Annotated in this window: 15 protein-coding genes and 1 pseudogene; 10 read left to right on the plus strand and 6 right to left on the minus strand. The window is 71.3% G+C overall.

What is annotated here, in order from left to right:
* A pseudogene (locus AB0M47_RS03525) lies at window positions 1-317 on the minus strand (RNA polymerase subunit sigma-24); the annotation flags it as partial.
* Complete coding sequence (locus AB0M47_RS03530; RefSeq protein ID WP_363407713.1) at window positions 314-775, minus strand: hypothetical protein; 462 nt, start codon at window positions 773-775, stop codon at window positions 314-316. The gene AB0M47_RS03530 and the pseudogene AB0M47_RS03525, both read right to left, overlap by 4 nt.
* Before the next feature lie 201 nt (window positions 776-976).
* On the opposite strand from AB0M47_RS03530, the gene AB0M47_RS03535 reads away from it, so the two are divergent.
* Genes AB0M47_RS03535 through AB0M47_RS03550 form a run of 4 tightly spaced genes read left to right on the plus strand, consistent with a single transcriptional unit; the run spans window position 977 to window position 4,354 of the window.
* Window positions 977-1,810, plus strand: coding sequence for a hypothetical protein (locus AB0M47_RS03535; RefSeq protein ID WP_363407716.1), 834 nt, complete (start codon window positions 977-979; stop codon window positions 1,808-1,810).
* 5 nt (window positions 1,811-1,815) lie between these two features.
* A complete protein-coding gene (locus AB0M47_RS03540) occupies window positions 1,816-2,787 on the plus strand; it encodes an ABC transporter ATP-binding protein (RefSeq protein WP_363407719.1) in 972 nt (323 codons plus the stop codon).
* Complete coding sequence (locus AB0M47_RS03545; protein ID WP_363407722.1) at window positions 2,784-3,623, plus strand: ABC transporter permease subunit; 840 nt, start codon at window positions 2,784-2,786, stop codon at window positions 3,621-3,623. Before AB0M47_RS03540 ends, AB0M47_RS03545 begins: the two co-directional genes overlap by 4 nt.
* A gap of 20 nt (window positions 3,624-3,643) precedes the next feature.
* Complete coding sequence (locus AB0M47_RS03550; protein WP_363407725.1) at window positions 3,644-4,354, plus strand: AraC family transcriptional regulator; 711 nt, start codon at window positions 3,644-3,646, stop codon at window positions 4,352-4,354.
* Here the strand turns inward: AB0M47_RS03550 and AB0M47_RS03555 are convergent.
* Window positions 4,319-5,194, minus strand: a complete 876-nt coding sequence (locus AB0M47_RS03555; protein WP_363407728.1) for a hypothetical protein — start codon at window positions 5,192-5,194, stop codon at window positions 4,319-4,321. The two genes, AB0M47_RS03550 and AB0M47_RS03555, sit on opposite strands and share 36 nt — an antisense overlap.
* A gap of 194 nt (window positions 5,195-5,388) precedes the next feature.
* Here AB0M47_RS03555 and AB0M47_RS03560 point away from each other — a divergent pair, with 194 nt between their 5' ends.
* Window positions 5,389-6,117 (plus strand): dienelactone hydrolase family protein, encoded by a 729-nt coding sequence (locus AB0M47_RS03560; RefSeq protein ID WP_363407731.1) that lies wholly within the window; start codon window positions 5,389-5,391, stop codon window positions 6,115-6,117.
* 51 nt (window positions 6,118-6,168) lie between these two features.
* Here the strand turns inward: AB0M47_RS03560 and AB0M47_RS03565 are convergent, their stop codons facing one another.
* Entirely contained in the window at window positions 6,169-6,615 is a 447-nt protein-coding gene (locus AB0M47_RS03565) for a hypothetical protein (RefSeq protein WP_363407734.1), read from the minus strand.
* A gap of 286 nt (window positions 6,616-6,901) precedes the next feature.
* Here AB0M47_RS03565 and AB0M47_RS03570 point away from each other — a divergent pair, with 286 nt between their 5' ends.
* A complete protein-coding gene (locus AB0M47_RS03570) occupies window positions 6,902-7,876 on the plus strand; it encodes a hypothetical protein (RefSeq protein ID WP_363407737.1) in 975 nt (324 codons plus the stop codon).
* On the plus strand, window positions 7,873-9,333 hold the full coding sequence (locus tag AB0M47_RS03575) for an NADH-ubiquinone oxidoreductase-F iron-sulfur binding region domain-containing protein (RefSeq protein ID WP_363407740.1): 1,461 nt from the start codon (window positions 7,873-7,875) through the stop codon (window positions 9,331-9,333). The genes AB0M47_RS03570 and AB0M47_RS03575 overlap by 4 nt, the downstream gene beginning before the upstream one ends.
* Before the next feature lie 9 nt (window positions 9,334-9,342).
* On the opposite strand, the gene AB0M47_RS03580 is transcribed toward AB0M47_RS03575, so the two are convergent.
* The gene (locus AB0M47_RS03580) at window positions 9,343-9,903 is read right to left on the minus strand and encodes an isoprenylcysteine carboxylmethyltransferase family protein (protein WP_363407742.1); all 561 of its coding nucleotides are present in this window, start codon (window positions 9,901-9,903) and stop codon (window positions 9,343-9,345) included.
* Between the two features lie 70 nt (window positions 9,904-9,973).
* Complete coding sequence (locus AB0M47_RS03585) at window positions 9,974-11,134, minus strand: endo-1,4-beta-xylanase (protein ID WP_363407745.1); 1,161 nt, start codon at window positions 11,132-11,134, stop codon at window positions 9,974-9,976.
* 234 nt (window positions 11,135-11,368) lie between these two features.
* Between AB0M47_RS03585 and AB0M47_RS03590 the strand changes: the two genes are divergently transcribed.
* The 3 genes from AB0M47_RS03590 to AB0M47_RS03600 all read left to right on the plus strand — a co-directional run bounded on the left by AB0M47_RS03590 (window position 11,369) and on the right by AB0M47_RS03600 (window position 14,097).
* On the plus strand, window positions 11,369-11,716 hold the full coding sequence (locus AB0M47_RS03590) for a YciI family protein (protein ID WP_253755738.1): 348 nt from the start codon (window positions 11,369-11,371) through the stop codon (window positions 11,714-11,716).
* Window positions 11,717-11,821: 105 nt separating this feature from the next.
* Window positions 11,822-13,015 carry a sigma-70 family RNA polymerase sigma factor gene (locus tag AB0M47_RS03595; protein ID WP_363408049.1) on the plus strand — a complete coding sequence of 398 codons (1,194 nt, stop codon included), beginning with the start codon at window positions 11,822-11,824 and terminating at the stop codon, window positions 13,013-13,015.
* Between the two features lie 44 nt (window positions 13,016-13,059).
* Complete coding sequence (locus AB0M47_RS03600; protein WP_363407748.1) at window positions 13,060-14,097, plus strand: hypothetical protein; 1,038 nt, start codon at window positions 13,060-13,062, stop codon at window positions 14,095-14,097.
* The last annotated feature ends 7 nt before the right edge of the window (window positions 14,098-14,104 follow it).

Genomic DNA, 14,104 nt, shown 5'->3' on the forward strand with positions numbered 1-14,104 from the left:
GCCAGCTGCGGATCGCCCCGGGCCGGAACCGAGGTCAGGTCGGCCGGCACGCCGCCGTCGCGCCGGGCGATCCGGACCGCTTCGCGGACGGCGATCGCCCGGACCCAGCCCCGCAGTGCCTCCGGGTGCGTGAGACCCCGCAGTCCCCGGAAGACCGCGATGAGTGTCTCCTGGGCGGCGTCCGGCCCGCCGCCGAGCGCGATGGCCCCGCAGATCCGGCCGACGTACGGCGTGAGCTGGTCCAGCAGGCCCATCATGGCCAGGGTGTCCCCGGCCTGGGCCCGCCGGACCAGCGCCGGCTCCGACGAATCGGTCACAAGCGGAAGGCTCTCATCCGCATCGGCGTGCCGCCGCGGGCGACCCGGAACGCCACGATCGCCAGCAGTGCGCACAGCGGCAGGTAGAGCAGCACGTTGAGCCAGCGGAAGACGGCTCCGTCCGTGGGACTGCCGAGGCCGACCGCCCAGGCGAGCCGGGGTGGCACCTGCACGGCGGTGCCCACGGCGACCGCCATCGCGATCAGCCGGGCCAGCCGTCCGGTGCCGCGCCACAGCGCCACGGCCGCCACGGTCAGCGCGAGCGCCAGCGGAATCAGGATCCGCGCGGTGAAGGGCGCCGGAAACCCCAGGACCGCCAGCGACAACGCTCGTTCGTCGACTGCGGGCCAGGTCGCCCCGGTCAGCCAGTAGACATGCAGTGCGGCGTCCACGCCCAGCACGCCGGCGGCAAGCCGCCTGGCCCAGCGCGTCCAATCGGTCGGCAACGTCTCGGTCACGGCCGTCTCTCCCCTCACGGTTCTGCGATGTCACCGATCCAGAGACGACTTGTACGCCGAAGGTTCCGCGTGTGACGCAGCGCACGCCGTGTGTGAGACTATACCTAGAACTACTATGCATCGTACTGTCATGCATGCTACTTCTAGGGGTAGTGCTTCGGCCACTGGCCGAAGCCGCTTTGCGAAAGGAGCCGAACCGTCATGCGCCATCTGAGGAAAGGCCTACTGCGCAGCCCGGTGATCGCCGTCGCCGGCGTCGTCGCGGTACTGGCCGGAGCCGGTGTCGCGGGCGCGACCGACTGGCTGCCGGTCTTCCAGACCGAGCGGATCGCGCCGGTCAGCGTGTCCACGGCGGAACTCGTCCGGCTACCGGACCTGACCGGGTTCGGCGAGCTGACCGTGACGGAGAAGCCCGCCGTACGCGAAGTCGCCGGTGCCACTGCGGCGCAGACGGCCACCGGGCTGACCATCCCGCAGGTGAGCGCGCTGCCCAAGGGGGTGCACGGCGTACCGGTGTATCGGGCGGGCGGCCGGGCGAGCGCGGAGTTCACCTTCTCCGCCGCGAAGACGGCGCAGACCCTGGCAGCGGCGGGCAAGTCGGCGCCACCGGCCCCGGCCGGGCTGGACGGCAGCCGGTTCCGGCTGGTCGCCGGGCCCGGGCTCGCCGCGACCTGGTCGACGTCCGGCACGATGCCGTCGCTGATCGTGGCGCGGATGGTCGCGCCGACGGCGTACGCGTCGGGGATCCCGTTCGTCACCGCCCGGGACTATCTGCTGTCCCTGTCGCTGCTGCCCCCGGAGGTCGCGGCGCAGCTGCGTACCTTCGCCGGCGACGGCACGACCCTGCCGCTGCCGATCTCGGCGGACTCGATGACCAGCTCCTCGGCGGACGTCGGGGGCATAGCGGCCACCGTCGTCACCGCACGCGACGGGGTCCTGTCGGCGGTCGTGTGGACCGATCACGGCGTCGTCACCGCGGTGGCGGGGTCGCTGAGCGTCGACGAGGTGCTCGCCGTGGCCCGGGGACTGCGGTGACCGCAGTGACGACCGTGTCCGCCGCCGAGTCCACCTCGGTCGGCCAGTCGCCCGACGGCACCGCCGTCTGGTGCTCCGGCCTGCGCAAACGCTATCGCCGTCGGCTCGCGGTGGACGGTGTCTCGTTCAGCGTCGGCCGGGGCGAGGTCGTCGGCCTCCTGGGACCGAACGGCGCGGGCAAGACCACGGTCATCAAGTCGCTGCTGGGGCTCGTCCGACCGGACGCGGGGGAGATCCTGCTGCTGGGCCGACCGGCGACCGAGCCGCCGGCCCGCGCCCGCGTCGGCTACCTGCCCGAACTCTTCCGCTACCAACCCTGGCTCACCGCGGCCGAGGTGGTCGCGCTGCACGTCCGGCTCGCCGGGATCGGCGTACCGGTGGCGGAGCAGGACGCCTGCCTGGCCACGGTCGGCCTCGGCGATCGGCGGCAGGATCGGGTCGGCGGCTTCTCCAAGGGCATGCAGCAGCGGCTCGGGCTCGCCCTGGCCCTCGTGGCCCGTCCTGAGCTGGTGGTGCTCGACGAGCCGACCAGCGCCCTGGACCCCCTCGGCCGTGCCGACGTCCGGGACATCGTGCTGGAGCTGAAGGCCCGGCAGGTCGCCGTCCTGCTCAACTCGCACCTCATCGGCGAGGTCGAACGGGTCTGCGATCGCGTGGTCATCCTCGATCACGGCAAGGTCGCCGCCGCCGGTACGCTCGCCGACCTGCTCGGTCAGCGGGAACTGCGACTTCGGCTCACCGAGGTGAGCGAGGCGGCGTACGCGCGGCTCTCGGCGACCGGCCGTGTCGTGCGGACCGCCGACGACTACGCCGTGGAGCTGCCGGGCGACACCGACGTCACGGCGGCCGTGCCGGACCTGGTGACCGCGCTCGTCGGACTCGGCGTACGCGTCCACGCGGTCGACCTCGGCCGGATCAGTCTCGAACAGCGGCTGCTGGACATTCTGCGTACCGGGAACGGCGAGGAGCCGCGATGACCGTCCACACTGTCCTGACTGTCGCCGCCCTGACCCTGCGGGAGGTGGCCCGCCGCAAGGTGCTGCGGGCGCTGGCGGTGCTCACCGTCATCCTGTTGACGCTGAGCGGCTGGGGCTTCTCCCGGATCGACGCCGAATTCGGCGGGCTCACCAGCGGTGAGGCCCGGATCGCCAGCGGCGTGGTGCTCAACCTGGTCATGTTCGGCCTGAGCCTGATCGCCGCGCTCGGCACGGCGTTCCTCGCCGGGCCGACCCTGTCCGGGGAGGTCGAGTCGGGCATCGCGCTGGCCGTCCTCGCCCGCCCGGTCCGCCGCTTCGCGGTCCTGCTCGGCAAATGGCTGGGCCTGGTCGTGTTCGGCTGCGGGTTCGTGATCACGGCGGGCCTCGCCCAGCTGCTCATCGTCCGGTTCACCGTGGGCTACTGGCCGCCGCAGCCGGTCGTCGGACTGCTGCTGCTCGCCGCGCAGACGACGGCGCTGCTGACGCTGGGGCTGCTGCTGTCGACCGCCGTCTCCCCGATGGCGTCGGGGATCGTCGCGGTCGGGCTGTTCGGCTCGGCCTGGGTCGCCGGCGTGGTCGGCGGAATCGGGCAGGCGCTGAACAACGACAGCGTCGCGCGGGTGGGCTCGGTGTCGCAGATGATCCTGCCGACCGACGGTCTGTGGCACGGCGCCATGTACGCCTTCCAGGACCCCGCCCTGCTCGGGCCGCAGATGCTCGGCAGTCCGCTGGTCAGCCAGGCGCCGCTGACCGGGGCGTACCTGGGCTGGGCGGCGGTGTGGGTGGCGCTGATCCTCGGCCTCGCCGGGCTGGCCTTCCAGCGGCGGGACCTCTGACGAAGCGTTACGGTCGAGGCATGTACGCCGAGACCCCGGCCCGCCTCGGAGTCCTCACTCCATGGGTCGCGTGCACCTGGGTGCGTCGCGTACCGGCGGCGGCCGAGGTCTCCGCGCTCGTCGTGCCGGACGGCTGCGTCGATCTGATCTGGATGGACGGGCGGCTGCAGGTCGTCGGCCCGGACACACGTCCCCGGGACGTGCCGCTGACCCCTGGCACATCGATCGCCGGCATCCGGCTCCGGCCCGGGGCGGCTCGCCTGCTCACCGGCAGTACGCCGGTCTCGGCGCTGACGGACGAGCAGGTGGATTTGACCGACCTGTGGGGCGGTACGGCGTACAAGCTGATGGAGCTGATGGAACGCGCGCCGGAAGCCGCCCGCGTGCTGGAGGGGACGTTGGCCGGACGCGTGGCGCGGCACGCGCCCGAGCCGCTGGTGATGGCCGCGGCGCGGGCGCTCGATCAGGCCGAGCCGCCGCCCGTGCCGAGCCTGGCCGCGGACCTGGGGGTGTCCGAGCGCAACCTGCGCCGCAAGGTCGTCGCGGCGGTCGGCTACGGGCCCAAGACGCTGGAGCAGGTGCTGCGGTTCGGGCGGGCGAGCCGGGCGGCGGCCGATGGCGTCGAGCTCGCCCGCGTGGCGCACGACGCCGGATACGCCGACCAGGCGCATCTGAGCCGAGAGGTACGCCGCTGGTCAGGGCAGCCGGTTCCACGCCCGCAAGGTGTGTAGCCGCTCGATCGTGACGCCGGGCCGGGCCTCGCTCTCGGTGGTGGGCGCCCAGCGCCGCCAGCTGATCTGCCAGCCGCCGTCCGGCTGTTGATCCGCAACCAGTCTGTCCAGACTGGACGACATCTCAGCGTCGGTGAACCAGCGCGCGGCCATACTTTCGGGCGTCGGCGCGAAGTCGTACGCGTAATGGAACTCGGTCTCGGCATAGCCGGGGACGACCCGCTGCCCCTGGAACAACTCCTGCTCGCGGACCAGTTCGCCGAGCCGGTCGGCCGCCTTCGTCGCGCGTACGCGGTCGGGCACGTGGTCGAGGAAGACCACGCAACAATGAACCTCGTAGGGATGGGTGGTGGTCATCGCGTCGAGCCCGGCCCAGCAGAACTCCGTCGCGGCGGCGAGCCAGGGCACCGTCACACCGTGCTTGAACAGCAGCCCGGCGATGCGGGCGGTCGGCAGCAGCCCGCCCTGCGGCTCGGTCGGCGGCTCGATCCACGGCGGATGCGGAAAGTCCCGCATCGTGGGCAGCAGGGCCGGGAGGCCGCCGTCCGCCGTGACGTGCCCGCCCAGCCAGCGGATCATCGGCTCGGCCCGCTTTTGGTCCAGCGCGTCGATCTCGTCCAGCAGCCGCAAGGCGGTCATGACCGTGAGCGGCTGCGGCTGCGGGCCCTTGATGTCCGGTTCCAGGCCGTACGCGTACGCGCCGTCAGCGGTTTCGTAGGCGGCCAGGGCTGCTTCGACTCCTTCGCTTCCGCTCAGGAAGTGCTCCAGCCGTCGCTGATCCAGTACGCGGCCGGTCAGCCAGATGAAGTCGGCTGCTCGGCGTACCTGCGAAGTGCTCATGCGCCCACCGTAAGCAGACCGGCTCGGCCCGTCTTGAAGGAAACGGCCATCCGGCCGTGCGTCTTGTGGCGGGTCCCGTCGGCGGCACCAGTGGATCTAGGCGAGAAGTGGCGGTCAGGGCGACCATTTCCCGCCTAGATCAACTATTGATAACGGCTTTGGCGGCACAAGCGGCACCGCGCTAGACATGGCGCGTGTGTTATGAAGAAACTCCAGCCGTCCCGCCGCTCGACGAGATCGTCTTGACCAGCGCCGACGGCAGCACTTTCGGGGCGTACACGGCGAAGCCGGCCAACCCGACCGGCGCCCGGATCGTCCTGCTGCCCGACGTCGGCGGTCTACGGCCGGCCGTCGGCGATCTGGCCCGCCGGTTCGCCGAGACCGGTGCGACCGTCATCGCCATCGACTACTTCGGGCGTACCGCCGGGACGGGGGCGCGACCCGACGACTTCGACAACGATCCGCACGTCGACGAGCTGCGCCGGTCCAATGTGATCGACGACGTACGCGCGGCGCTGGCCCACCTCGGCGAGAGCGGTCCGGCGTACACGTTGGGGTTCTGCTTGGGTGGCGCCGCCGCGCTGCACGCCGCGACCGAGGATCTCGGGCTGGCCGGGGTGATCGCGTTCTGCCCGTGGCACGGGGCGATCGGGCACGACCCGGCGTTGCCGGACGACTTCGTCGCCGACGTACGCTGCCCGGTCCTGGGCCTGTTCGGGGCGGAGGACAAGCCGGTGCCGCCGGCGGTGGCGGCCGCGTTCGAGAAGGCGCTCGCGGACGCGGGCAAAGAGCACGAGATCGTGGTCTATCCGGGGCAGCCGCACGGTTTCTTCGAGAAGGACCACTTCGGCGAGGCCGGGCACGAGGAGGCCGCGGCGGACGCGTTCGAGCGAGTGCGGGCGTTCCTGGCACGGACAGCCTGACCTGAAGACGTGCGGGCGGTGCCGAGATCCGGTGCCGCCCGCACGCGTATGTCAGGCCGCGTACTTCTCGACGAGAACGCCGACCGCGGGCAGCGCCGCCTCGATGTGCTTGCCCGCACCGGACCGCACCGCCTGGTACGCCTTGACGACCGCGCCCCGCGGCGAGCCCTGAGCGAGGTCGTCGGTCACGGCGAGCAGCGCCTCGGACACCTCGTCGCCCCGCTTGGCCAGGTAGTCGCCGAACGAGCCGCCGCCGGCCGTGTGGAAGTCGGTCCAGAACGGCTGGAGCTGCTCCAGCATCTTGGGCACCAGCTTGTCGACGGTGGATCGGTAGTAGCCGGGCGCGAACGCCGTCACGACCTTGTAGGCGACCTTGAGCGCGCCGGCGGAGACCCCCGACTTGGCGGCAAGTTCCTGCTCTACCAGGGCTTGGCAGTCGGCGGTGACGCGCTCGCGCGCACCGTCGGCGAGCAAGACGTCGGAAAGGGTGGCATGCACGGTGATTGCGCTCCTTTTCGGGGTGCCAAAAGGTCAGATGATCGAGGTGCTGGGGGTCGACAATTTACCCCGGCGAGCGTGATTCTGCTGGCCCGGGGCTCCAACGCGGACTCTGTGTGACGGAGCCGCGACGCGGAGGCTCTTGAGTTCTCCTCCCAACGGGGATAGAAAGTCATCCGGACGACCTATCCGGATAGTCCACTTGGGGATCCGGCGGACCCAACGACGGTGCCGCCGAAGACAAATGACCGAGGGGTCGCACGTCACACACCACGGGACTGGTGCAATGGCGAACGCACTTCGAAGCCGGCCCAGCCGGCCGTCGGGCCGCAAGGCGCTGGCGGCCGCTGTCGTTCTGCTGCTGGCCGCCGCTTTCACGCCGCCGGGCGAGCACGTGCTCGGCATGTGCCACCGGTTCCTCGACTTCTACGCCGGGGTCTTCTGCCTGGTCGCGCTGTCGATCACGGTGATGGCCGGGCTCGCCGCGACCGATCGGCTGGTGCTGCTCGTGCGGCATCGCGTACTGCTGCAGGCTGCGCACCGGTCGACCGCGACGGCCGCCGTCGCCTTCCTGTTCTGCCACGTCGTCGTGAAGGTGATGGAGGCGCACGTCGGCATCCTCGACGTCGTGCTGCCGTTCCTGGCGTCGCGGCACACCGCCGTGATCGGGCTCGGCACCCTGGCCGGATACGGGCTGGCGATCGCTGCGTGGACGGGCGCCGTCCGCGGCCGCTTCGCCGACTTCGCGCACCCGTGGGTGTGGCGGGCGGTGCACAGTTGCGCGTACGCGGCCTGGCCGATGGCCATCGTGCACGGGCTCACCTCCGGTCGCTCGCCGGCCACCTGGGTCACCGTGAGCTACGTGGTCTGCGTACTGCTCGTCGGGGCCGGGCTGGCGGTCCGGCTCAGCGTCCGCTGGGGCCGCCGGCTGCGTACCACGCCCAAGGCGCAGACCACCGGTTCGCTGCCGCGCATTCCGGTCGAGGTCCCGCTGCCGCCGCCCGTGCAGCGCCGCACCGTGCGCGAGCCCGTCCGGCTCGCTCCACTCACGACTGTCCGGCGGCCAGCGAGTTCACCGCCCGCGAGCCCTCCCCCCAAAAGCCCGCCGCCCAAAAGCCCGCCGCCCGCGAGGCCGCCTGCCAGCGCCGCGCCGGTCAGCCCGCCCGCCGCGCCCGTCATTCCGGCCCGGCCCCGCAAGGCGTTCGAGACCGTCTCCGACGACGAGTACTGGGCCGTGCTGCGCGGAGAGGATCTCTCGTGAGAAGACTGCCCGAGGTCGCGGTCATCGGACCTCGGCGGCTGACCGCCGGACTCGACCGGCTTCAGCGCGTCGACATGCGTACGCACAACGAAGTGCACGGCGGCCTCCAGCCGTTGCACCTCGACAGCCTGACCGACCTGGCGGAACTGATCGAGCTGCGGGGCCGGGGCGGGGCGGCGTTCCCGTTCGCGCGCAAGCTGCGGGCGGTGGTGGCGTCGGCTCGGCGTACCGGGGCGGGCACGGTCGTCGTGGTCAACGCCACCGAGGGGGAGCCGGCCAGCTGGAAGGACAAGATGCTGCTCACCCGGGCGCCGCATCTGATCCTCGACGGTGCGGCCCTGGCGGCGTACGCCCTGCGCGCGACCGAGATCGTGATCGGCGTCGCCGACGACGGGGTCAGCAGCCGCTCGGTGCTGACCGCGCTCGCCGAACGCAGCATGCCGACCACGACCCAGGTCGTCACCGTCCCGCACCGATTCATCTCCGGCGAGGGCGGCGCACTGGTCCGGGGGATCAACGGCGAGGTGCCGATCCCGCCCGGCCGCAAGAGCCGCGCCAGCGACGCCGGCGTACGCGGGCTGCCGACTCTGTTGTCGAATGCGGAGACCTATGCGCAGCTGGCCATGGCGGCGCGCCTGGGTCCGGACGGTTACAGCCGCCTCGGCACTGCCACCGAACCTGGAACGGTGCTGCTTACCGTCGGCGGTGCGGTGGCCACTCCGCACGTCGTCGAGGTCCCGCTCGGAACACCGCTCGCGGACGTCCTCGACCTGTGCGGCGTACGCGCCGGTCCCGGCGTACTCGTCGGTGGATTCCACGGAAAGTGGATCACCGCGCGGGCGGCGCGATCGGCGCAGATCTCCCGCGAGGGCCTGGCGGCGGTCGGCGGGGTGCTGGGCGCGGGGATCATCCTGCCGTTGAGCGCGGACACCTGCGCGCTCGGCGAAGCGGCCCGGGTGGTGCAGTATCTGGCCGGCGAGTCGGCCGGCCAGTGTGGACCGTGCCGGATGGGGCTGCCCGACGTCGCCCGCGCGCTGACGTCGCTGACCGTCGGCGGGGGAGCGGCTGCCCGCGACACCGTACGCCTCGCGGCCGGGGCGGTTCGTGGTCGCGGCGCGTGCAGCCACCCCGACGGGACCTCCCGGTTCGCGGTGTCCGCATTGGAGACCTTCGCCGAGGATCTGGCCGCCCATCTCGACGGCGACGGCTGCGGTAAGCCGGTCAAGGGCATCCTGCCGATTCCCGGCGACGACGCTACCGGCGGCCGGTTGACGGTCGACTGGACCCGATGCGACGGCCACGGGCTGTGCGCGCATGTGGTGCCCGAGCTGATTCGCTTGGACGCCAACGGTTTCCCGGCGTTCCCCGACACGGCGGTGCCGGCGTGGCTACGGCCGGGGGCGCGCAAGGCGGTCGCGATGTGCCCGGCGCTCGCCCTGCGCATCAGCAAGAACTGACGGTCGGCCTCACCAGACGAACGGGATCATCCGCTTCCGGGGTGCGGCGAACGCCAGATAGCGGTCGCCCAACGCGGCGACCAGTGCCCGTTCCTCGACCCGGATCCGGTACGCGAGCCCGCACATCGCGACGGCGGCGAGGGTCAGCAGTCCCCACCCTTTGGCGAAGGCCGTGCCCAGGCCGAGCAGCACCAGCAGAGTGGCCGTGTAACTCGGATGGCGCAGCAGCCGATAGGGGCCGACGTCGATGATCGGCTGGGTGTCGGTCGTCAGCACCGTGAAGGTGAAATAGCGGCCGAGGGTGCGGAAACACCAGATGCGCAGGCCGGCGCCGCACCAGAGCACGACCAGGCCGAGCCAGGCCACCACGGGATGGACGTTCGCGAGCACCTGGCCCGGCGTAAACCTCGTCACGACGGCGCCCGCGAGCGCTCCCGCGACGGCGGCGACTTGGACGAGCAGGCGGCTGCCCCGGTCGTCGGCGGTGGCCTCGCTGCGGCTCCGGAAGCTCTGCCGGACCTCGAAGGAGTACCACAGCAGCCCGGAGGCGACCATCAGCAAGCGCGTCACGCCCACACAGTAGTGCTGAATCGGCGGCGTCCGGCCAGCCCGCCCACCCGGTCGGCCGGACGCCGCACGCTTAGCGCCCGTGCCGCTGGGGCGCGCCCTTGCCCGCGAGCATCAGCTCGTGCTGCAGGTCGGTGAAGGCCGGCTTCGGGTTCAGGTTGACGTCGTAGATGCAGGCGTAGCCCTCGCCGGTGAACCAGCCGGGCACCCATGAGTTGGCGTCGCCGAAGCCCCACACGGTGAACGAGATGCACTCCTTGACCTCGAGGCAGGACCGCAGCATCTGGACGTACTCATAGGGCTGGGCGAACAGGGCCAGGTTCGACGTCGGCACCTGCTCGGTGGCGTTGTCGACGAAGGTACGCACGTCCGCCTCGGTGATCGCGACCTTGACGCCGAGGCTGGCGTACCGGGACAGGGCGGCGGTCAGCCGGGGACCGGAGAAGCCGTACTGGGTGTCGAGGTGACCCTGGTTGCCGATGACGTCGATCGGCACGCCCTGCGCGAGCAGGTTCTTGGCCCAGGCGTACACGGCGTCGGCCTTGGCGTTCGTGCCGTCCTCGCCGCCGATGTTGTAGTCGTTGTAGACCAGCAGCGCCTTCGGGTCGGCTTCGCGCGCCCAGCGGAACACGTCGGCCAGGATGCCCTCGCCGAGGTGGGACACCCAGAAGTTGTCGCCGTTGATGCCGCTGGGCAGCGGGTGCGCGTCCCAGGAGTTCGCGAAGAACTCGTTGGCCACGTCCCACTGCCAGATCTTGCCCTTGAAGTGCGTCACCTCGTCGATGACGTGCTTGCGCAGCAACGCCCGCAGCTCGTCGTTGTCGATGCTGCCATCGGCGACGCCGCTGGTGAGCCAGCCCGGCAACTGGTTGTGCCAGACCAGGGTGTGGCCGCGGACGAGCTGCCCGTGCTGCTGGGCGAAGGTGACCAGCCGATCGGCGGCCGACCAGTCGTAGACACCCTGGACGCGCTCGACGGTCTCCCACTTCATCTCGTTGCCCGGCGTCACCGAGTCGAACTGGTCGCCCGTGATCTGCGCGTACGCCGGGTTGTCCAGCTCGAACGGGGTTACCGCGGTGCCGATCCGCAGGTTGATCCCGGCGGCGAGCGCGCGCAGCGAATCCGCGGGCGGTTTGGTGCGGTCCAACGAGGTGCCGGACGCGGTGGCGGTGCCGGCGGTCAGCACGGTGACCATGACCGCGGCCCCCGCGAGCAGCAGGTTGCGCATTCTCATGCTTCGACCTCCCAGGCCGAACGATGCCGATGAGGGTTCCGGAAAGGTGACGATGATGTTTCAGACTGCTTCCGGAAAGTTTCGGCGAATATAACGGCGGTCGGTCGACTGCGTCAACAGCCGTCGATGCACCGGGGCTCCGGGAGAAAATTCGGCGGGGCCGGTAAATCCGGCGAGGGCCGTTCGTCGTCATGATGAGAGGCCCGACCGGGGCTGGAAAGGCAGGATGACACCATGGCGAACTATCTGCTGCTCATCTACGGCGACGAGCAGAAGTGGGCCAGCATGAATCAGGACGAGTGGGCCGCGCATCACCAGAAGCACCAGGAGTTCCAGGCGGCGGCGGGCGTACGGTCGCTGGGCGGCAAGCAGTTGGCCGACTCTGCCACCGCGACCACGCTGCGGTCCGACGACAGCGGCGCCATGACGTCGACCGACGGCCCGTTCCTGGAGACCAAGGAGGTCCTCGGCGGGTACTACCTGATCGAGGCGGCCGACCTCGACGAGGCGACCGCGCTGGCCGCGCTGCTGCCCGAGGTGTACGCCTCGCACAGCGGCGTCGAGATCCGTCCGGTCGTCTGAGGCCTTGGAGGCACTGGTGACCGCCTCGACTGGGGAGTCCCGGTGACCGTCGAGGTCGCCGTGGCCGAGGCCGTGGCTGAGGCGCACCGTAGCGAGTGGGCCGCCGTGCTCGCCGCTACGGTGCGGCTGACGCGGGACCTGGACCTGGCCGAGGAGTGCGCGCAGGACGCGTTCGCGAAGGCGTTGCGGACCTGGGCGCAGGACGGGATTCCGGCTCGGCCCGGCGCCTGGCTGACCACGGTCGCCCGCAATCGGGCGCTGGATCTGCTGCGGCGCGAGACCACGCTGCGACGCGTACTGCCGTCGCTGGTGGTGCCGGACAGTGTGCCCGGCCCGGAGGACGCGCCCGAGCGCCCGGCGATCGACGACGACCGGCTCCGGCTCATCTTCACCTGCTGCCATCCGGCGTTGGCGCGGGAGGCCCAGGTCGCGCTGACGCTGCGGCTGCTCTGCGGGCTGTCGACCGCCGAGGTCGCCCGGGCGTTCCTCGTGTCCGAACCGACGATGGCCACCCGGGTGTCCCGGGCGAAGAAGAAGATCGCCACCGCGCGCATTCCTTATCGCGTACCGGGTCGGGAGGAACTTCCGGCCCGGCTCGGCGCGGTCCTCGAAGTGCTGCATCTGCTGTTCACCACCGGCCACACCACGCCGATTGGCGCTCAGCTGGTCCGCCAGGATCTCGTCGACCGTGCCATCGGCTTGACCCGGCTCGTCAGCCACCTGCTGCCCGACCGCGACGAGGTCGCCGGGCTGCTGGCGTTGATGCTGCTCAACGACGCCCGCCGGGAGACACGCTTCGACAGCGAGGGCCGGTTCGTGGCACTGCCGGACCAGGATCGCTCCCGCTGGGATCAAGCGAAGATCGCGGCGGCGACGGACCTGCTCGCCACCTCGTTACGCCGCCGCCCGACCCGGTACGCCGTCGAAGCGGCGATCGCGGCGGTCCACGCCGAGGCGGCGACCTGGGGAGCGACCGACTGGACCGAGATCGCCGGGCTCTACGACGTGCTCGGGAGACTGTGGCCGGCCCCGGTCGTGGCGGTGAACCGTGCGGTCGCGATCGGGATGCGCGACGGGCCGGCGGCTGGGCTCGCCGCGCTCGACCCCTTGCTCGCCGAACCGGCGCTGGCCACGTACGCGTACCTCAGTGCGGCTCGGGCGGACTTCCTGCGTCGCCTCGAACGCTGGCCGGAAGCGATGTCGGCCTACGCCGAGGCGCTGGCCCTGACCGACAACGAGGTCGAGCGCGACTTCCTGACCGGTCGGCTCGCCGAGGTCCGGGCCAACCTCGGCGAGTAGTGGGCGGCCACCCGGAATCGATCCGGTCGTTCTACGCTTCCAGCGTGCGTACGCCCAATGCTGTGGTCGACGTCGTGGCGGCCTTTCCCGAACTGCGTGCCCTCGGCCGGACGGCGACCCGGCTGCATCCTCGCCCGGGCGAGGTGGGGGTGGCCGACAGCCACATCGGCGGCCCGCTGTTGTGGCCTGCTGATGAACCTTGGCCGGTGTGCGACGACCCGCACATGGGGATGACAGACGTGCCGATCCCATCGGACCTGATCGACCGGTTGCGTGCGCTGGAGAAACAGCGTGTGCAGGCCCACGTGATGGCCCCCGGCGAAATGCAGCTGCACAAGGAGATCGAGCGCGTCGTCGGCCCCGGCTTCATGGGATTCGGCAGCAGCGGCGGCGGACCGGTGGTCGGCCATCGATGGGGACCGCGTACGGAGCAGGAGGCGACGCCGTTGGTCGCCGTGGCGCAGCTGCGGGCTGACGACGTCCCCGACCTGCCCCGCCCGGGCGGCGCGGACCTGTTGCAAGTGCTGTGGTGCCCGTTCGAGCACGCGCAGGATCGGCTGACCGGCCCGGCCGTGCGGCTCTACTGGCGGCAGCAGGCCGACATCACCGACGTCCTGGCCGAGCCGCCGATCGGCGACGTGGACGAGGACAACGAGGACTACGTCCCGGAACCGTGCCGGCTGCACCCCGAGCAGATCGTCGAGTACCCGTTCTCGCAGGAACTGCCCGCCGACATCGAGAGCCGGCTCGACGACTGGGAACACGACTACGTGGGCCTCGTGATGGCTCCCGGCTGGAAGGTCGGCGGGTACGCCAAGTGGAACCTGACCGACCTGCTGCCGACGCCCTGCCCCGAATGCCAAGGCCCGACGAACCTGCTGCTGGTGATCGACTCGAGCGAGTTCGACGGCGGCACGTACGACCGCTGGCGGCCGGTCGAGGAGCAGCACATCACCTGGGAGCATCCGGATCGGCTGACCATTCAGGAGCCGACCGGCGTGATCGTGGGGCGCTACGGCTCCCTGCGCGTCTTCGTCTGCCCGACGTGCCCGGGTGTGCCGTTCCTGCTGGACATGCAGTAGCGGCGTA

Origin of the sequence: Hamadaea sp. NPDC051192 (assembly GCF_040682475.1) — a bacterium.
Taxonomy (GTDB): domain Bacteria; phylum Actinomycetota; class Actinomycetes; order Mycobacteriales; family Micromonosporaceae; genus Hamadaea; species Hamadaea flava.